14 protein-coding genes and 1 pseudogene are annotated in these 19,718 nt (G+C 44.2%); 7 read left to right on the top strand and 8 right to left on the bottom strand.

All coding sequences use genetic code 11. The features are described from left to right. Window positions 1-17: 17 nt before the first annotated feature. The 3 genes and pseudogenes from OZ401_RS15325 to OZ401_RS15315 all read right to left on the bottom strand — a co-directional run. Window positions 18-121, bottom strand: a pseudogene (locus OZ401_RS15325) (ISAzo13-like element transposase-related protein); the annotation flags it as partial. A gap of 111 nt (window positions 122-232) precedes the next feature. Continuing rightward, complete coding sequence (locus OZ401_RS15320; RefSeq protein ID WP_341471335.1) at window positions 233-1,609, bottom strand: polysaccharide deacetylase family protein; 1,377 nt, start codon at window positions 1,607-1,609, stop codon at window positions 233-235. Between the two features lie 212 nt (window positions 1,610-1,821). Beyond that, the gene (locus tag OZ401_RS15315) at window positions 1,822-2,634 is read right to left on the bottom strand and encodes a response regulator transcription factor (protein WP_341471334.1); all 813 of its coding nucleotides are present in this window, start codon (window positions 2,632-2,634) and stop codon (window positions 1,822-1,824) included. A 371-nt stretch (window positions 2,635-3,005) separates the two neighbouring features. Between OZ401_RS15315 and OZ401_RS15310 the strand changes: the two genes are divergently transcribed. The 3 genes from OZ401_RS15310 (at window position 3,006) to OZ401_RS15300 (ending at window position 5,474) form a co-directional block, all read left to right on the top strand. Then, entirely contained in the window at window positions 3,006-3,878 is an 873-nt protein-coding gene (locus tag OZ401_RS15310) for a hypothetical protein (protein WP_341471333.1), read from the top strand. Between the two features lie 299 nt (window positions 3,879-4,177). Then, entirely contained in the window at window positions 4,178-4,525 is a 348-nt protein-coding gene (locus OZ401_RS15305) for a 2TM domain-containing protein (protein ID WP_341471332.1), read from the top strand. Window positions 4,526-4,556: 31 nt separating this feature from the next. Further along, complete coding sequence (locus OZ401_RS15300) at window positions 4,557-5,474, top strand: DUF4097 family beta strand repeat-containing protein (protein WP_341471331.1); 918 nt, start codon at window positions 4,557-4,559, stop codon at window positions 5,472-5,474. 92 nt (window positions 5,475-5,566) lie between these two features. On the opposite strand, the gene OZ401_RS15295 is transcribed toward OZ401_RS15300, so the two are convergent. The 4 genes from OZ401_RS15295 to OZ401_RS15280 form a co-directional block, all read right to left on the bottom strand. After that, window positions 5,567-7,996 carry an NHL repeat-containing protein gene (locus tag OZ401_RS15295; RefSeq protein ID WP_341471330.1) on the bottom strand — a complete coding sequence of 810 codons (2,430 nt, stop codon included), beginning with the start codon at window positions 7,994-7,996 and terminating at the stop codon, window positions 5,567-5,569. Window positions 7,997-8,025: 29 nt separating this feature from the next. Further along, on the bottom strand, window positions 8,026-10,446 hold the full coding sequence (locus OZ401_RS15290; RefSeq protein ID WP_341471329.1) for an NHL repeat-containing protein: 2,421 nt from the start codon (window positions 10,444-10,446) through the stop codon (window positions 8,026-8,028). Between the two features lie 173 nt (window positions 10,447-10,619). Beyond that, window positions 10,620-12,383: a serine/threonine protein kinase gene (locus tag OZ401_RS15285; RefSeq protein WP_341471328.1), complete on the bottom strand. Its 1,764-nt coding sequence runs from the start codon at window positions 12,381-12,383 to the stop codon at window positions 10,620-10,622. A 272-nt stretch (window positions 12,384-12,655) separates the two neighbouring features. Next, complete coding sequence (locus tag OZ401_RS15280) at window positions 12,656-12,955, bottom strand: hypothetical protein (protein WP_341471327.1); 300 nt, start codon at window positions 12,953-12,955, stop codon at window positions 12,656-12,658. Between the two features lie 389 nt (window positions 12,956-13,344). On the opposite strand from OZ401_RS15280, the gene OZ401_RS15275 reads away from it, so the two are divergent. Then, entirely contained in the window at window positions 13,345-14,523 is a 1,179-nt protein-coding gene (locus tag OZ401_RS15275; protein ID WP_341471326.1) for an aminotransferase class V-fold PLP-dependent enzyme, read from the top strand. Window positions 14,524-14,675: 152 nt separating this feature from the next. Next, entirely contained in the window at window positions 14,676-15,443 is a 768-nt protein-coding gene (locus OZ401_RS15270; protein WP_341471325.1) for a ZIP family metal transporter, read from the top strand. Between the two features lie 56 nt (window positions 15,444-15,499). On the opposite strand, the gene tnpC is transcribed toward OZ401_RS15270, so the two are convergent. Beyond that, window positions 15,500-16,948, bottom strand: coding sequence for an IS66 family transposase (tnpC, locus tag OZ401_RS15265; protein WP_341471324.1), 1,449 nt, complete (start codon window positions 16,946-16,948; stop codon window positions 15,500-15,502). A gap of 150 nt (window positions 16,949-17,098) precedes the next feature. On the opposite strand from tnpC, the gene OZ401_RS15260 reads away from it, so the two are divergent. After that, complete coding sequence (locus OZ401_RS15260; protein WP_341471826.1) at window positions 17,099-18,040, top strand: formimidoylglutamase; 942 nt, start codon at window positions 17,099-17,101, stop codon at window positions 18,038-18,040. Window positions 18,041-18,052: 12 nt separating this feature from the next. Further along, window positions 18,053-19,708, top strand: a complete 1,656-nt coding sequence (hutU, locus tag OZ401_RS15255; protein ID WP_341471323.1) for a urocanate hydratase — start codon at window positions 18,053-18,055, stop codon at window positions 19,706-19,708. Window positions 19,709-19,718: the final 10 nt, after the last annotated feature.

Genomic DNA, 19,718 nt, shown 5'->3' with positions numbered 1-19,718 from the left:
ATCAACCCTTCCTGACCGAAATCATGGACATTTACATACTCTGGCTTTTGCTGCATGTTTGTCCACTTTTCTTGAAGTTACCGATCAACTCCTTTTTCTTGCTGTCCACACTGAGGAGCGGTCAACCCGCTGTTAGCGATTCCAGCAGCTTTTTTCTTTGTAAATCTAAATCTTTTTAGTGGATAAATGTGGGATAATTATTCCTGTGGAAAGTTGGTGTGACTGCGGTAAATCAACGGGTTCCGGCTTTTACTTTATTGATAAAGTCCTGCATAGTATCGTCTCCGGTTACGCTAATCGTGGGTTGCTTGTACATATTATTCAAGAGGAAGTTATAGCCGCCATCGGTGGAAACCGCCATTTCAATCCCGCTATCGGTAGTGGCTTTAATAATAGCATCGCTGTATTTGCCATAGGGGTAAGCAAAAGTGCGGGTTGGATGCCCCAACATCTCTTCGAGGTCTTGTTTGCTACCGCTTATTTCCGCGTTTAGATCGCGCACTGTCCGCAAATCTGGGTGAGTACGGGTATGCGGTGCAACCTCAAAACCATCTTGGTCAATTTGTCGCCATTGTTCCGGCAACAACTCAAGCCGTTGGGTGATTACATAAAAGGTAGCAGTCATGCCGCGCTCTTTTAAAGCGAGGTAGGCAGTCCACATATCAGCATGTCCGTCATCGAAACGTAGGTTAATCGCTTTTTCAGGCAGTTGCACTCCATATTTAAGCGCATCCATAACTTGCGCGAGCGTTACAGTATGGTAGCCATTCTCCTTGAGCCAGTCCAGATATTTACCAAAAGTTTCGGGAGTTACCGAAAGGCGATACCCAAGCAAATCTTTCTTTCGATCTACCGTTCTAACATAATGGAACATCAGCGAGGGTATTCTTACCTGACGCTGTTCAGTCAGACGTGCCAAAGGAGCAGTAGCAAAAAGCTGTGAGTCAAGCTCAGACTCTGCTCTCTTTAACCCGGAATGGGCAATTTGAATCCCTTCCGAGTCGGCGTGATATTCGAGCTTGGCATACTCAAAATATTGTACCAGCAATTTAGAATCGTCAGGTTGAGTTTCTTCGAAGGGTTCGCTCAGTGGCAGACCAAGAGATTGACGCTCTCCATTATTCCGCCAGAATGACAGGAATTCTCCCGACACACTATGGGAAGTTTCTGGGAAATACCAGCGATCAGCTGTGCTTTCAAAAGCTTGAACCGTAGCTTTATCACCGATATTATCGGCTCCAAATAAAGATACTGGGGCAACTTCTTGGGGAGTACCGCTGTAATCTGGGTAAAACTCTAGCACACTTCGCTCAAAATATTGGACGTAATGACCATCGCGCAAAAGGAGTTCAGTAATAGGATAGCCATGACGGGTAATTCCACCGGTACTGCGGTAATATCTCAATAGCGGTCCGCTTACACTATGCCCCGTTTGATTATAATATTGGAATTGACGAGGGTTTCGAACATTAACGGCTGCTGCAACTTCTGCGAGGTAGGAAAATCCGTTTTCAGGGCTTGCGGCGGTTACAGGTAATAGGGTTGCAGAGAAAAGCAATATAATAGCAAGGCTGACCCCAACTACAATATTTTTCGGCTTTCTCTTCACTTATATAATCCGTATCACTAGAATGTTTGGTATAACGTTAGTAGATAAACAATAATTTAGCGCATATTTCTGCTCAATGAAATAATGCGCACAGCGATGTTCGCAAATCGAGGGCATTATACCATATTTATTTAATTTAGCATAAGTTAAAACACCGGATATTTGTATTGCAACATTGCCGGTGCTTAGAAACGCATGCTGATTCTTAATAATCAATCAGACTCGCGTATTAGTTTATAACCAAGCCCATAACAAGTGACAATCAATTCAGGATTAGGTAGTTTGTTGCGCAGATTTGAGATGTGAACTGAGATTACTCTAGATTCTATCGCATGATCTAACCCATAAATTGCCTCAGCCAATTCATTAGAAGAATAGATTCTACCCGGATACCGTGCCAATTGTACGAGCAATTCAAATTCCATTTTGGTCAAGGTTGTTATTTGCTGGCGTAGATAAAGCACTTCCCGGTTCTGAAGATTTATAGAAAGCTTACCGATTTTTAGTATTTTTGATTCGGAGAAATGATCAACTGAAACGTGCTCTAATGATTTTTCGGTTACCCCTCTTTCATAACGACGTATAATTAACCGGATTCGTGCCATCAACTCACGGGGACTAAATGGTTTGGTAAGATAATCATCCGCCCCTGTCTCTAGCGCCAGTATTTTATCTACTTCCTCATGACGTGCCGAAATGACTATTATGGGTATTTCACTGGCATTTCGAATTCGACGACAGACCTCTAAGCCGCCAAGCCGCGGAAGAACGAGGTCGAGCAATATCATTGAGGGTTGCAACGACTCAAACATCTCAAGCCCTTGCTCACCACTATTTGCTCTTTCTACGTAATAGCCCTCCTTTTCACAATAAGGTGTAATAAAATCGGTAATATCAGCCTGATCTTCTATTATTAATATTTTCTTTAATTGCTGCGACTTTTCAATAATTTCAGGTTGAAATATTCTCTCACTCGGCTTTGCTATATCAGCCTTTACACCGAGATTAATCCATCTCAAGACCATAGCATTTTAACCCTACCAAACTATTTTACTTTTTTACAAAGTGCTTGTGCTTTTTACATTGATTTTGCAGAAATGTGTGCGCCTCAAAATCATTTTAAGGTAAAAATAATATGAAAAAACTAAGTAAATGCAAAGACAATTCAAATTTTCTGAGCAAATTTAATATTTACTAGATGGTTCTAACTCCCCTGTAGGCTCAAAAACCCCACATAAAAGTAAAAATACTCCCGATTATATTAAAAAAGTTTTTATTAAATCTTGTCGGTTACTTAGCAAATTCTGACCGAAATCTTAAAACTACAGGGTTATATTGATCTTGGCAATAGCCAAGCAGTAACGAACACTAAAGAATATACGAAAGGAGCAATTTAATGTTTTCAAGCCAAATTTCCCGTAGGCGTACTACCTTACAAATGGGGCTGGCGGTATTGTTAATGCTAGGAATGATTTTTTATTCGCTAGGTGCTTTTACAGCGCATGCTGCCAGTAATGCATCAACTGGATTGGAAGGAAGTGTCTTTACACTGAAGGGGAGCGGGTTTACACCCTTCGAGAAGGTAGACCTCTGGACTACCGACCCTTCTGGGGCTGCACTTTCTGCTAGTTATGTTCTAGCAGATCAAACTGGGAGTTTTCTAATAAAGGCACAAACTTCTGACCCTGACGGCTTAGCACAAGCTTTAGGAGGTAACTACACCCGCTTATTTACTGATTTTGACGTAAACGGGGTCGTGGTTGATACCTACCTGCAACTAATTCTCTTCAAACCATCTGTTGGTACTTGGAGTGTAACCGGACACGGCGAACTTAGCAGTGTACAGCAAGTTATGAATTTCCAAGTGCTTGGTGGCGAAAAGAGTAGCAGCACCATTATCGCTACACCTGCCACTGGCGCACTTGGTACTATCTTTACCATGAAAGGTAGTGGCTATGGCGCAGGCGAACGTGTTAGTTTGTGGACAACTGATCCCAAGAACGCAGCGTTAGATGCCAGTTACATTACGGCTGATGACAATGGCAACATCCAAGTACGTGTACAAACTACCGACCCTGAAGGCTTGGCTCAGACTTTCGGCGGCAACTATACCCGCTTGATTACCGAGTATGATACAAGTGGTAATGCAGTTGATACCTATCTACTGGTTATCCTTTACAAACCCTCAGTTGGTAACTGGAGTTTAAGCACTATGGGTAATCTGACCGGTACTTCGCAGATATTTGGTTTCGCTACTACCGCGGACTAATAACTAGGAATTGGCTACACAATGTTGTGAGCTAAACCCAAAGGCAAGAGTTGTAATCAATGCAACTCTTGCTTTTTGTTATTCTGGTTTTAACTCGCTCAATAAACGTTCACTGACTCTTTGGTAGGCAGTCTTATTCTTTACCCTACATTTAAGTAATCCCAAAGACCTAGATTCGGTTCACCCCTCTTCCCTACTTAACCCAAGCTTCAAGACTGATGTAAAACCTTACAATCTCTAATAAGATAAATATGTGAGCAGTAGTATAAAAATAATCAGAAATCAAAAGGAGAAATTTTATGTACAATTACGATCCTACACGAGTACAGTATGAAACAGCTTATCGCCAAGCTGAGCGCCGCGTCAAAGCTAAAGTCGGTTTTTACTGGCATCTCGCCTCTTACTTGGTAGTAAATGGGCTTTTAATTGGGATTTATCTCTTGACCGCCCTAGCCGCGAGTGGACTCTACTACCCTTGGTTTATCTGGCCCTTAGCCGGTTGGGGTATCGGATTAGTTTTCAATTTCTTGGCAGTATTTATCTTCGGTGATGGCACTTACAACACCAACCGAATGATCGATGAAGAAATGCGCAAAATGGGTGTAACCAATTATCCGACCTATCAAACACCTACTGATCAGAAATAAATAAACTTCTAAAATTGAAAGGTTTAAAACGATGCGTAAGGCAGGCATTTTATTAGGTATTGCCCTAGTAGTGTTGGTAAGTGTCGCGCTAATAATTGTTGCACTCGCTCCCGGCAGTTTTGGTAGCTTAATTAGCGGTCTTGGGCCTGAACAAAGGCAAGATGTTAATAAAACCTTCGAAGTAAACGGGAAAGGTCAAATAGTAATTGAAAACGATAACGGCAAGATTGATGTAAACGGCGTACCCGGTACTACTGTAGTTACAATAAACGCCGTTAAAATCGTCAATGGTACAGACGCTACAGCGATAGATCGTCTTACTTTTACCGCAGAGCAACAGGGTGATAATATTATTATTAAAGCGGGTAAGGCGCAGGGTTTTGAAAATTGGTTTATCGGCAACGCTAGAGTTGAAATCAGCGTAAGTTTGCCTCAAACGATGGCTGCCAACCTGACATCTAGTAATGGTGCCATCACTCTGCGGAATTTTAACAACAGCGAAGCTACAAATTATCTTAAAACCAGCAATGGCACAATTCGGATTGAGCAAGTTAAAGCGAAAGTTTTGGAGCTTCATTCCAGTAACGGCGCTCAAACTATCAATAATTCAACCGCTTCGTTAAAAGCTTCTACCAGTAATGGCAGAATCGAAGCCAATAACAGCAACCTGAACCTTGAACGGGTCAGTACCTCCAACGGTCAGGTTGATATAAACGGTACGTTGGTACAGACTTCAGCCGGAATGATAGAAACCAGCAACGGTTCAATCCAATTGAACTTGGACAAAACAAATGCCGTAATATTTGATGCTACTACGGGTAATGGCAATATAGATTTTCAACTGAGCGGCGTTAACTTCGAAATCAAGGATAAACGCCATGTTCTAACCACCGCCGATGGACCTACCTTACGAATTAGCGCCGGTAACGGTAGCGTAACGATAAAATAGATTTCCAGCTTTCCTCGCAAGCCCTGCCTTTTACAAGGTAGGGCTTTTCATGTACGCTACTTTATATCACGATGAAGATATTGCCGATTTTATTACCTCAAAACTAGCTTTTGAACACGTTCACTATAATCGCCTACGAACAAATGCCCGGCGGTATCTATAGCTATACTTCGAGAGAAAAAACTTCCATCTGCCGATTCTATGGAATAATCATCTGTTGTTTTGATGTTAATAATTAGGTTACCGTTGCTGTCATATTTTTGTAAATAGCCTGCAACTTCTACATACACCTGACTTTTATTATCAACGATCAAATTGTTTGGAGTCATATCTTCACGTTTATAATCCGGTGGTATGAATAAGGACCATTGCGCCAGAAATTTACCTGTGCTATCAAATTTCTGGATTCGGTAATTACCCAAGTCAGTAACATAGCAATTGCCCTGTTCATCCAAAGCAATTTGCGGTATATAACCCGAACCTGTACCATCAGGGTTAATAATTTTAAATTTGAATTGCCCATCACCACTGCCGTAGCTGCCCCACTCTGCCAGCAACTTGCCGGTTGAGTCAAATTTCTGAATACAATCCTTTTGCTGCCCCGGATAACTCGAACCCGGGTCGTAGGAATAAAGGAAATATAGATCTCCCTGACGATCTACACCGGAGAAACGTTGCCCACCATAAGAATAGCTTTTACAAGGCTGGTTTTTTATCGAGAACTGAGAGATTTGACCCCCCGTAGTATTAAGTACCGTAACTCGTTCATATGGCTGGGTATCGGTATCTCGAAGTTCCTCGCTATAATAGAACTTGTCATTACCGTCAAAATAAACTGCCCAAGTTTGACTAGGAGGATTCCACGCCTGCAAGAAATGACCTTTATTGTCGAACTTCCGCATAGTTTGATTATCAATAATGTATAAATTGTCCTGACGGTCAAGCCATAAATGATTAATAAAATCAAAACGGGTATTGGGGTCTGTGCTGTTTCCCCATGAAAGTAGTAGTTGCCCATCGGTAGAATATTTTGATACCAATTTGGTTTTGTAACTACCTATATATAAATTCCCATTCCGAACGGTAATAACCGAACTGTTGTTGTTTTGATTATTCAATTGCACCGTTAACAGCACAGTGCCGTTGCTATCCAGTTTCAACAGGGAATAGTTGAAATTGGTAGAATTTAAGACGATGTAAGTAGTTAGATAAAGCTGACCTTGTTCATCTACCGCAAGTGAGTCTGCTCTTCCAAGATCGATACCGGAAACTTTAGTGATTTTTCTTAGAAAATTCCCGTTATTATCGAAAATCTGAATTCTGCTGTTAACCGGGTCAAGCACATATAAATTTCCTTGAGCATCACAACCCAAACCATTGATAAAATTATAGCCGTATTTGGAAAAACCGAACTGCCCATCTCCAGCCCCTTCTCCACCAATCGTAAGAAGAAAATTACCTTCTCCATCAAACTTATGAACCTGCGCAGTATCGGGATCGGCAACAAACAGGTTGTCATACGGATCTATTGCAATAACACCGAGTTGGATATTACTTCTATAGTTACTATTATTAATCGCATATAAATATTTTTGGTAAAGTAAACTACCATTCGAGTCATATTTGGCTATTTGCGCTGCCGAACGTCTAGCTACGAATAAATTATCGCGACTGTCTATTGCCAGCGCTGAAGGACCGTCCACCGACCACCTTGCTTGAAACTGTCCATTACTGCCGTATTTGAATACCCGCTTGCCAGTAATATCTACCACATAAACATTGTCGCTTTTATCAATTGCCAACGCATCCGGCCTTCTAAAATTATTGGCAGATGCGCCGATCTTCCACATAAATTCCAACTTGTTTTGAACCGGATTCTTGATTTGTTTGCCAAGCAAGCCGAGCAGAACATCATAGGGACGCTGGTTTTCAGGGTGGTATTCAAAACGCGCCCGTTCAAACCACTGCATCACGTAGCTTTTACCTGTTTCAGGGTCAACCTCGCGATGTTCCTCACTGATGGGATATCCAAAACGCTCCAGACCGCCGTTAGCCATCCAGTATTCCAGAAAACGGAAACGCAGATTATGCCCGGTTTGCTCAAAATACCATTGCTGCTCTTTAGGCTGAAGCACGTTATATAGAACATCGGCTCGTTTAAAATCGGGGTCAACCTCTAAAGCCTCGCGCCGCAAGTCTTTTCCCAAAAGCCCGGTGAGTATCTCAAAGGGAGTGCCGGCTTTTTCTGGATGCAATTCGAAGCGATGTCGTTCAAACCATTGCGTCAGATAAACCTGTCCATCTTCGGGATTCACTTCCATTTGGGCTTCTGTAATGGGATAGCCAAAAACCGATAACCCACCGTTTGAATGCCAATATTGCAGAAACTTGCCGCTTACAGTTTTTCCGGTTGCCTCAAAATATTCGCTATCGTCAGCCAAGGCGGGGGTTAAAGCCGACACAAATAAACCCAACATCAGTAGTACGCTAAAGAACACTCCTGCAAATTTAATGCGGTTCATTGACTTTCCTCTGCCTGCTAATAGTTTGGTTAACGTATTCTGAACTTTTGAATTGCCGTATATGTTTTAACAAAAATAGCGCCGTTAGAGGTGGCAACAATATTGCCATAGGGAACCCCGAAAATGTCACCTTGGTCGGTATTCTTCGGATCATTGACTTGCCAGAAAGCCTGCAATTGCCCGTCAAAAGATAATTTTATTATTCCCTCTACGATACCAGAACTCTGGTCATAACTTCTGGCAGTCAAATACAGAGAATTTTTGTGGTCACTTACTAATGAAAAACTTGGTGAAGCGGTAGAAGGCGCATGTATTGCGGCTGCCAAATCCCATTTGCCCAGCACATTGCCATTGCCATTATATTTGGTGATAGTACCTCTATCAGTACCTTTATCTGCATCAGAGTGTGAAAGGATGTACAGATTCCCTTGCGGGTCAGTAGTCAGATTTAACCCGATATATGAAAAAGGTACTAGCCATTTTGCCATGAAATTTCCACGGTTATCAAAGGCTTGAACGCGAAGTAGGTTAATAGTGGAGCTGTAATTGTGGTTAGCATCATAATTGTAGTAATCTATCAAATAGAAATTGCCGTTGCCGCCCACTTCGAAATCATAGATTTGGTCTATCTTGCCATCCTCCCAACCGCAACAACTACCCAAAGTCCATTTGTTGAGGGAATGTCCTGCGCTATCAAAAACTTGCAAGTATTTTGTTGACTCTGTATTACCCAGTAGCACATAAATGTTCCCGTTATTATCAAAACTAAACCTACCAATTGACTGGTTGAACTGCCCACTCGTGAGGCTTGCAAAATCAACTCGCTGGGTTTCTCTTAAGTTTTCGTCCAACCAAACAATGCTGGAATTATCAGGATAGTACAAATTCCCGGTATAATCCGCGCTGATGTTATACCAATTATTTATTAGACTTGATTGAGAATTTTGAGCGCCCCATTTGAGAATGAAATTCCCGCTGCTGTCATACTTATAAACCATTTCACCTGAAAGATATAGATTTCCTACACCATCAGTCGCACTGTTACTGATACCACCCAATGGAGTCCATTTTTTTAAGATAGTTAAATTGGAATCCACCACATAAACCATATTATTAATCCCATAATATAAGGAAAAATACCCTTCAGGGGTAATTTGTAGGAGCGTAAGCCGTGAAAAAGGGACTTTATCTGTATAAGTTGGAAAAGACAACTCAAAAGCCGTACCTTGCCATTTTTGCAGAGCATTCCCCTCCTTATCAAACTTTTGAAGCGAGTCTCCCGCCTGCACAAAAAGATTCCCCTGAGAGTCCAGCTTAAATCTTTCAGGGTACTGCTGGAAGTTACTATCCTGAGTACCTAGCCCGCCAAATTTCTTGAGATATTTACCGTTACTGTCAAACTTCTTGATAAAGTATTTTGATCGTTCTATTATGAATATATTACCTTGTGGGTCTATCACCATTTGAGTCGGCGTATCCAATACAGCGTCATAGCTACCTACCGCACCGAATTTAAGCAAGAAGGTTCCATCACTGCTAAATTTTTGCACTCGGTTGGTTTCAAGCACATATACATTATTTTTGCTATCTATAGCTAGGGAATTAATACCATTGAATTGCCCATCCAAGAGACCTGCCGTACCCCAACGCGCTAAAAAGTGTCCATCCCCATCGTATTTTTGAATACGTGTACCACTATCCGCAACATAAACGCTACCATCCGGTCCGACTGCAATAGGTCCGGGCGCGCGCAAATCGTTTTGAGCAGCGCCAATTTTCCAAAGGTAATTTAGGTCGCCCGGTTTTGCATTTTTTATCTGTTTTCCCAACAAACCAAGCAAAACATCGTAAGGTCGCTGATTTTCAGGGTGATATTCAAAACGCGCCCGCTCGAACCATTGCACGATATATACGTTCCCGGTCTCAGGGTCAACCTCTTTATATTCCTCACTAATGGGATAGCCAAAGCGCTCTAAACCACCGTTAGCCATCCAATATTCGAGAAAACGAAAGCGGAGATTGTGTTTGGTCTGGTCAAAATACCATTGCTGCTCTTTAGGCTGTGCAGTGTTATACAATACAGCCGCCGGTAAAAAATCGGGGTCAATGGAAAGTCCTTCCCGCTTTAAATCCTTACCAAGTAATCCCGTCAAAATTTCAAAGGGTGTACCCGCTTTCTCTGGATGTAATTCAAAGCGATGGCGTTCAAACCATTGTGTCAGATAAACCTGCCCATCTTCCGGGTTCACTTCCATTTGAGCTTCGGTAATTGGATAGCCAAAGACGGGTAACCCGCCGTTTTTGTCCCAATACTCAAGAAATTTCCCGCTTACGGTTTTATCGGTTTGCGAAAAATAACGGCTATCCTCGGTAGCATTCGCCGTTCCAATAGAAGTAAAAATGGAGAATAAAATCCCAAGTATTATTAAGATATTTGCAGGTTTTCGCATGTACATTACCCTTCCAAAATTGATGGGGAGTTATTGAGAATTGTTAAAGCAGAATGACAGATAGAATTATACTAATTTAAAAATAATAATGCATTGGAAAATTGCATAAATACGCCTTACAAATTCAGAATTTCACAATGTGTTTACTAAATAATAGAAAGTGAGTTGGTGGGTTAACATTGCCCCGGTGGGCAGACAGTTTTAGTAGTTGGCGCAGGTATAGGCGCAGTTGTACGGGGTGTAGGTGCTGTAGTAGTTTGAAGCGGTTGCTGGTTTACAGGGCGCTGAGTTGGGATTGCTACAGTAGTGGGTGGCGCTACCACTTTAAACTGAGGTTGATTTGGTAATAACTGCCCATTGTAGCGCAATTCGATTCGATAAGAACCGAGTTCCAATTTTCCAAGCGACAAAATCTGGAATCCAGATTTTTTGGTAATTGTTATAGTAATGGGAGTTCGTGTAACCGAATCCGAAATTATGGACAGTTCCACTTTATCCAAATCCGGTCTGCCGCCATCGAAATTTATATAGCCAAAGGCTTCACTTCCAAGCGTAAAAGTATCGGTAGCATCGGCAGGTTGGACTGTTTCAACATCACCTCGTTGAGTTGTGCCAACCCCAAATATAATCAATGAAGGTCCAGGAGTGGGTGTGCTAGGGATTTCAGTCGCTGTAACGGAATCGGTCAAGGGCATTGTGGCTACAGTATTAATATTTGAAATGGATAAAGTTGTATTATCCGTAACAGTTGAAGTGGTTTTTGAAGTTGATTCTACTGCTGCCGCAATAGTTGCAGTTAAATTGTTGTTATTTTGACCATTACCCGCCAATAAAACGCCGACTATTCCTAGAAATAGAATAACTGCTGTAATTGCGCCTACCCATATAAAGTTTGGTCTGCGTTTGTCGGTAGTCGGTAAAGCGGTAGGCTGTTTTGATAAAGCAATTGTCTCAGTCAGAGTTTCAGGTAGTTTTTTATCAGATATATCAATTGTAGGAAGTTCATTGTTTACTGCCCCTTCTAGTGGGGTAGTCCGTATTGCTTCTATCGGAGGGGTTACTGGCGCAGAACTATGCGGTATTATTCTGAATTTTTCTAATTCAGGTATATTTTCCAGCAATAGGTGGCTTATTTCTTCGGCTTTCTGCAAGCGCTCTTCTGGCAGAATACTAAGTAGGCGGGTTACTAAGTCATCCAACCATGCTGGAACTTCAGGATTAACCGAACTTGGGGGCATGCGTTTGTATTTGGCATACAGCATACCGGTCAGCATTTCATAAATAATCAAGCCTAGAGAATAAAGATCAGAGGTTGGCGAAAGATAGCTATATTCCTTAGCCTGTTCGGGCGACATATAGGGTAATGAACCCGGATGTCGTGCGCCAATCGTAGTGCGTTGGCTTTCGTGACCGACCTGCGCGATTCCAAAATCTGCTATAAGCGCCTGCCCATTTTTTCGTAGAAGGATATTACTGGGCTTTAAATCACGGTGTACAATATCGGCAGGATGATTGTGAATATCAACTAACGCCCTAGAAAGATCGAGTGTAACTGCGCAGGTTTCTTCGATAGTTAATTTTTTATTATTACGGATATAATCGGTTAGGGAACCACCCTCGACAAACTCAAGGATTAGGTAATAATCCCCATCTTCGTCTTCTTCCAGACCATAAACCGTGATAATATTGGGATTTTGAGTAAAGTAGCTACTGACGGTTGCTTCTCGTTGGAAACGACTCAGGAATTCTTCAAATGCCCCGACTCCATAACGATTATCCAGCCTACTCTGCGTATAGAGTAGAGTTTTTATAGCAGCCCAACGTTTGAGTTTTAGGTCATAAGCCTTATAGACTGCACCAAATCCTCCAGTACCAATGATGGAGTCGATAAGATACTTATTTAATATGGTAGAGCCTAATTTTAACTGATCTGACATCGAATTTTGAGCAGTATTTTGAAGTAGCTGACGAAATATTCAAACCGCATTATAAGCGCAAACCGCATTAAGAGCAAAGAGTCATAACACGAGAATCAGACCCTAGCTGGTTGGGCATTTCACATACTAAAAAAAGAAAACCCGACCCAGAGATATTAGCTCAGGTCAGGTTTATCTTAATCCCGCATTATCAGCTTATTACGACAACAAGGGGCAATAACTACTTTTATGGTACTCGTCTAGTCTTACCTAGCTAAAATACCAAAAACAAATTAATCGTGACCCTCTTTTTCATTTTTATCATCGTCTTCACTTTCATGAGATGCCTTTTTAGTGACGACAGGGGTAGTGACAGTGGAAGCATCGGGCGTACTATTGATCACCTCCGGTTGTGTGGTGGTAACCACAGGGTCAGCCGAGATTCCTCCAGAGTTCGGAACTACCACCGTCGAGGCAGGCGCAGAAGTGGCATTACTTGTGTTGCCATTATTTAGGAGGGCGATACCAAAAAAGAAGGCTACTACAAAGATTACTCCCAATATTAAGCCTGGTATCAAGTTTTTCATGGTCATTTTTGCTCATTCTCCTTAACATTTTTATTTAGTTAGCTATGAATAGACTAACAAGTTTTTATTGGAATACTATTAGAAGTTTCTAATAATTGGATTAATTTCCGCAACTACTGTTAAGCTTAGCTGTAGCATTCTAAAATGGGCAGCGGAAACAAATCGCTATGTTCTAAAACAAACGAGGATAGGATGTGCTATGATTCGATCAGTCGAAATCTTTCCAAGTCCCGGAACAACCGCTAATATTGAGCCTACATTCGGGATAGCTGGATTTATTTCCAACCTCAGCCGAAAATAGAAATCGCATTAAGCCGAATCTTGGTTTGGCGTGTTTTTTTGTTTTCTTGGCTAATTTGGTTCTATCAAGTTCTTGAAGGGCAGGAGTTATAGAAATGGATGCCGAAAAAATCGAGCAAATAAGGGCGAATTTTCCAGCCGTTCTAGCCAAGGCGTATTTGAATACCGGCACTAATGGTCCATTCCCTGAGTGTGGTCATAAAGCTACGCTTGAATATGCGCAGAAACAATACGAAAGTGGCAGAATCGGCTTTGAGTCTTTTACTGAGATGTTTCGCGAATTTACCCTTGCTACCAAAGCAGTGGCTACCTTGCTTGGGTGCGATTCCGAAGAAATAGTCTTGACTCACAATACCACCGAGGGGATGAATATTGCCCTGATGGGGATGGATTGGAGCAAAGGCGATGAGATAATTACCGCTACTACCGAACATCCCGGCGGTCTTTATCCCGCCTATCTGCTCAAGCAACGCTACGGCGTGAAAATTCGACAGACCAGTATAGGAAAACCCGGTGTAAACCCAATTACGGAATTAAAACGAGTATTGAATAGCAGAACTAAGGCGGTGGTGCTTTCGCATGTTTCGTGGAGCAGTGGCATGGTATTGCCCATACGTGAAATTGCCGACTTAGTGCATCAAACCGATGCGCTGCTGATTTGCGATGCCGCCCAATCCTGCGGGATGGTTCCCAGCAACGTTTACGAACTAGGCGTGGATGCTTACGCTATATCAGGTCAAAAGTGGCTTTGCGGTCCTGATGGAACAGGCGCGTTGTTCATTCGTAAAAACCTTATCGGGAGTTTGGCACAAACTTTTGTTGGGTATTTTGGAATAAAAGCCAGTGATTACTCCGGTAACTTTGTACCAAACGATGGCGCAAAACGCTACATGGCTGCAACCCTATACCCTCCCTCGGTCAAGGCTTGGCGTGTCACGCTGGAATGGCTTGAGCAGGAGGTGGGCTGGGACTGGATTTACAAGCGTATAGCTGAATTAGGACAGTATTGCTACGAACAAATCTCAGAGCTTCCGGGTGTCTCAATGTACACTCCCAAAGAAAGTATGGCGGGTTTGGTTCATTTCTCTTTTGAGCAAATAACCGCGCCTGACCTAAGCACAAAACTGGCTGAAAAGGGCATACAGGTAAGACCAACTCCAGACCCGGTATTAGTCAGAGCCTCTACGGGATTTTACAATTCGGTAGAAGATATTGACCGCTTGGTTAAGGGTATTGCAGAGGTTATTGCCGAAACTGCTACCGCAAAAGCATGATATATTAATGCGAGATTCCTCATTTTAGGCTCTTTAAAATTCAACCTACCACATAGATAGTGCAGTACAAACAAAGGGGCTTTCTGTATAAGTTAGCCCCTCTTAGAGAATTGCAAACACCTAACCTTAGCTAAGTTTGAGAGGAGCCAAAATTGCAGGCTAATATTCTGACAAGCGTGATGGCGCAAGCAGTGGAACACACCCCGATTACCGAAGTGCTGCTATACGTACTGATTCCGATGGCAGCGATTGTGGGGGGTGGCATTCTTGCCAGTTTTATGATACCGGGTCCGGTATTTACAAGCACGGTACAACATTTTGCTGCCGGAGTAGTGTTTTTTGCGGTAGCGGTGGAATTATTGCCAAAAATGATGCGGGAGAAAGAGCCGATCGCTATTATCATCGGCTTTTCGGTTGGCGTAATTTTGATGCTGATAATCAAAAAGTTTGCGGAAGGCGCGGAAGGAATAGAAGAAGGGACGAAGCAACCCACTAGCTTGTTTATCACCGTAGCAATTGATGTTTCGATTGATGGCTTGTTGGTTGGATTGGGTTTTGCGGCTGGTGGACGTGAAGGTATTTTGCTAACCGTTGCGCTCGGCATCGAAATATTCTTCCTAGGTTTGGCTACATCTAGCGCAATGAGCAGAGCTAAAGTATCAAGACAAAAAACTATTCTGCTACATTTTGGATTGGCATTATTGATAGGTATAGGGGGTGTACTCGGCGCAACCTTACTTGGCGGGCTATCGGGAGCAGTGCTTGAAGTCTTTCTGGCTTTCGGGGTTGCCGCGCTTATGTTTCTGGTCACCGAGGAACTGCTGGTGGAAGCCCACAAAGAGCATGATACGATTTTCGGCACTGCAATGTTCTTTGTCGGTTTTATGCTCTTTTTATTGATAAGCCTTGCCTCTAGCTAAAAAGCCGACTTTCGTTTAAATAGCTTTCGGGGATTGGGTAAAACATTTGTAACAGTTCAGACCAAAAGCTTGGGAAGGGGAGGTTGCCCACAAAAAGTGTCAAGGAGCGCAACCAACAAATTTTCACCTTGCTTTTTCATGGTGGAAAGGTAGCCTCTTATCCGACAAAAGAAGCTGGCACCTTCCTGGCTGCGAAAACAACCTGAAACCTTTTGTTGCACTTTAACCATCCGAATATCACGCTCGGCCAGATTGTTATCAAAAGGCACATCAAAACGGTAGGCAAACAGCAGCACTTGATGACGCTGTTTATCCAGCCGATCCAGTAAGTTCTTAGGCTTGCTCTGCCGGGGCTTGCCCCGTTTTCCACAAGGCCAGCCACCCTGGGGAGGAGGATTAGCTGCCAGACCCTGTGCGATCAATTGCTGGTAGCGCTCTTCGAAATGCGCTAACCGTGCACTGCTTAAACTGGTTTCAGACCTAGCCCTGGCGACTTCCACTTCTTCTTTCAAGTCCACAAGAAGGGTGGTGAACTCAGCCGCCCACGCCTGCTTGAGTTGTTCGTGGACAAAAGCAAGTTCCCTGAGATGATGGGCGTTACACAGACCGTGGGTACAGGCATAGCGCAGATAGTTAGACCAACCATCGTGGATCGCTGCGCCCTGGAAAGCCGGTAAAATCCCAATCTCGTCTGTGGCTTTACTACCTCGCCGTAAATGGTGAGCATAGTGGGTTAAATGTGGTGTGCTGGCTACGTGCAACCAGTGGCGCTTGCCTTCTACGTACAACCCGGTTTCATCGCAATGTAACACTTTGACCTGGGTAAGCGCTGTCTTGATGGTTTTTTCTGGCTCAGCCAATTGCTCGTAGCACTCCGCTATCATATTGACCAAACTGCCGGGTGAAAGACTTTCGCTGTAGATTTCATTAAGTAGCTCGCACACCCGGGCATAAGGCAGCAGTTGATAAGTGATCAGGTAAACTGCCAGAGCCCGAAACCCAGGTCCGTATTGCACCCAATTCTTGACGGACTGCGGGAATTTGGCTTTGGTAACAGTCTGACAAGTAGGACACTTTTTGCTGTAAGTGCGGTGTTCGGTGACGTGCAGTTTGAGTTGAGTAGGCAGCTCAAAAACCTGACGAGGCTCGAAGTGAGGTAGCGCTGCTTCTTTGGTTAAGTCAGTCTGGCACTTTTCACAGGTGGTGGGCAGATGCGCAATCACTGTATCCGGGTTTTCGCTTTGTTTAAGAGCCTGACCCTCGTGACCAGGTTGACCACCCGGTTTCTTACCGCTGGATTTGCGCAAGCTGCGTTTTTTGGGCGAGCGCTTAAACCCGTCGGAAGAAGGCGGTTTGGAAGAATTATGGCTATCTTGAGAGAGCCGGGCTTCAAGGGTTTGAATTCGCTCTATCAGTTGGGCAATCAAAGCTGCCTGTGAAGCGGCTTTAGCTTCAAGTTGGGCGTAATCGTTTTGAAGTTGGGCTAATTGCTCTTCTAATGTCATTTTATTAGTCTACCAGCCTCGTCAACTGACCCTGGCTGAATTGTTACAAACATTTACCCTTCCCCTCTTCTCAAGCATAGCGTAATAAGCTATGCTGAACACAGCGAAGTTTCACCTCTGATTTTTGATTGTGGAGTTTGCAGCGTGGCAATGCTCAATATTTTTGATTTAACCCTCAGACCGGACGAACAAATTCTATATAAACGCAATGACCCAAACGACCCGCGCTTCGGCGAAGTAACGCTTACCAAACGGGACTCCTATAGGGCTGCCAATCTGGTAATTTTGGGCTGCCCACAGGATGAGGGCGTAACGCGCAATAAAGGGCGACCCGGCGCAAGATTAGCCCCTGACGAAATCCGGCGTTGCTTTTACAAGTTGCCTATCCCTAATAGTTTCAAACTTAACCTTTTCGATTTAGGGAATCTCATAATCGCGCCTACGCTGGAAGAGACCCACGCCCTTCAGCAAAGTATCATAGAACAGGTTTTGGGCGATGGGAAGCGACTGATAGTGTTGGGCGGAGGCAACGATATTTCTTATCCCGATTGTGCTGCTGTTTCGGTTGTTTTTCAGGAAGTAATGGTATTTAATATTGACGCTCATTATGATGTGCGTGCCGATATACCCCGCAATAGCGGCACGCCCTATCGCCAACTGCTGGAAGAAGAATATCTACAACCGTCAAAATTCTATGAAATTGGCAACCAGCCGTTCAGTAATTCGGCAATCTATCACCGCTACTTAGAAGCAAAAGGGGTGAATATCCACGCTCTTGAGGAGCTAAAATCCATAGGCGTGGAAAAGCTAATTCGTTCGCTACTCTCTCAGCAAACGGCAAAGGCTATTTTCTGGGGGTTTGATGTGGATGCAGTAAACGTAGCGGCTGCGCCCGGCGTAAGTGCGCCTAACTCGTTGGGTTTGAGCGCGGAAGAATTTTGCGCCATCGCTCGGATAGCGGGACAGGATAATCGCACTAGGTTGGTAGAATTCAGCGAAGTAAACCCACTTTTCGACCTTGATTTGCGCACCAGCCGTTTGGTGGCAACCGCAATATATTTTTATTTAACGGCTTTAAATAGCGTGGTTTGAGAGGAGTCAGCTATGCACCGGGAAATACATGCGCCACGAGGCACGCAGCTTAGCTGCAAAAACTGGACTATCGAAGCGGCATATCGCATGCTCCAGAACAACCTTGACCCGCAAGTGGCTTTCGACCCCGATAACCTGATTGTATATGGGGGGCGGGGCAAAGCTGCCCGCAACTGGCAATCCTATGATGCTATCCTTAAATGCTTACGTGAACTTGAGCCGGACGAAACGCTGTTGGTACAATCCGGCAAGCCCGTAGCCATTTTCAGGACACATACCGATGCCCCTAGAGTGCTAATCGCCAACTCCAACATCGTACCGGCATGGGCTACCCAAAAGAATTTCGACAAGTGGGAAGCGGAAGGGTTGATAATGTACGGTCAGATGACCGCCGGGAGTTGGATTTATATCGGTACGCAAGGGATTTTGCAAGGCACTTACGAAACATTTGGCGCATTAGCGCGCAAACACGGCTGGGCGGATTTGAAAGGGAAATTCGTGGTAACTGCTGGGTTGGGTGAAATGGGTGGGGCGCAACCGTTGTCGGTAACTATGAACGGTGGGGTGGGTCTTTTCGTGGAAGTTGACCCTTGGAGAGCGGAACGGCGCAAGTCCATGCGTCAAGTGGATGTGGTTTATGCTAACCTCGATGAAGCGTTGGAAGTAGCGCAGGAATATCTGGATGTAAAACGACCGCGCTCAATTGCGGTAATCGGCAACGCTGCCGAAGTGCTGCCCGAACTGGTCAGGCGCGGAGTCGTACCCGATATTGTTACCGACCAAACCGCCGCGCATGATATACGCTATGGCTATATTCCGGCTGGCTTGAGCCTTGATGCTGCAAAAGCCCTGCGCGAAAGTGACCCTGACAGCTACGATAAGCGCGTAATGGATTCGATTACGCAGCATGTGCAGGCGATGCTGGATTGGCAAGCTAAAGGCAGCATCGTTTTTGACTACGGCAACAACCTACGTCAACGTGCTTATGATAATGGCTTGAAAAACGCTTTTGATTATCCCGGCTTTGTACCTGCCTATATTCGTCCGCTTTTCTGCGAAGGAAAAGGCCCGTTTCGTTGGGTGGCATTATCTGGCAACCCGCAAGACATCTATAAAACCGATCGTGCCATAATGGAACTCTTCCCGGATGACAAGCACCTGTGCAACTGGATAGAAATGGCTGCCAAACAGGTGGAATTTCAAGGGTTGCCCGCCCGTATCTGCTGGCTCGGCTACGGCGAGCGAGTGAAAGCTGGCTTGAAATTTAACGAGATGGTGGCTTCTAGCGAACTGGAAGCGCCTATTGTAATAGGACGTGACCATCTCGATTCAGGCTCGGTTGCAAGCCCCAATCGCGAAACCGAAGCGATGCGCGACGGCTCGGATGCTATCGCCGACTGGCCCTTGCTAAACGCCCTGATAAATGCGGTAGGTGGCGCAACGTGGGTTAGCTTGCATCATGGGGGTGGAGTGGGTATAGGTTACAGCATCCACGCCGGACAAGTGATAGTAGCAGATGGCACACCCGAAGCGGCACGCAGGTTAGAGCGCGTGTTGACCACCGATCCCGGAATGGGCGTGGTGCGTCATGTGGATGCAGGCTATCCCGAAGCAATTAACTTTGCCCGTGCAAACCACCTGAAAATCCCGATGATGGAACAACAATAAAGGTTAAGCA

Origin of the sequence: Candidatus Chlorohelix allophototropha (assembly GCF_030389965.1) — a bacterium.
GTDB lineage: Bacteria > Chloroflexota > Chloroflexia > Chloroheliales > Chloroheliaceae > Chlorohelix > Chlorohelix allophototropha.
The sequence above is the reverse complement of the archived record's forward strand: the minus strand, read 5'-3'. Positions and strand labels throughout refer to the sequence as shown.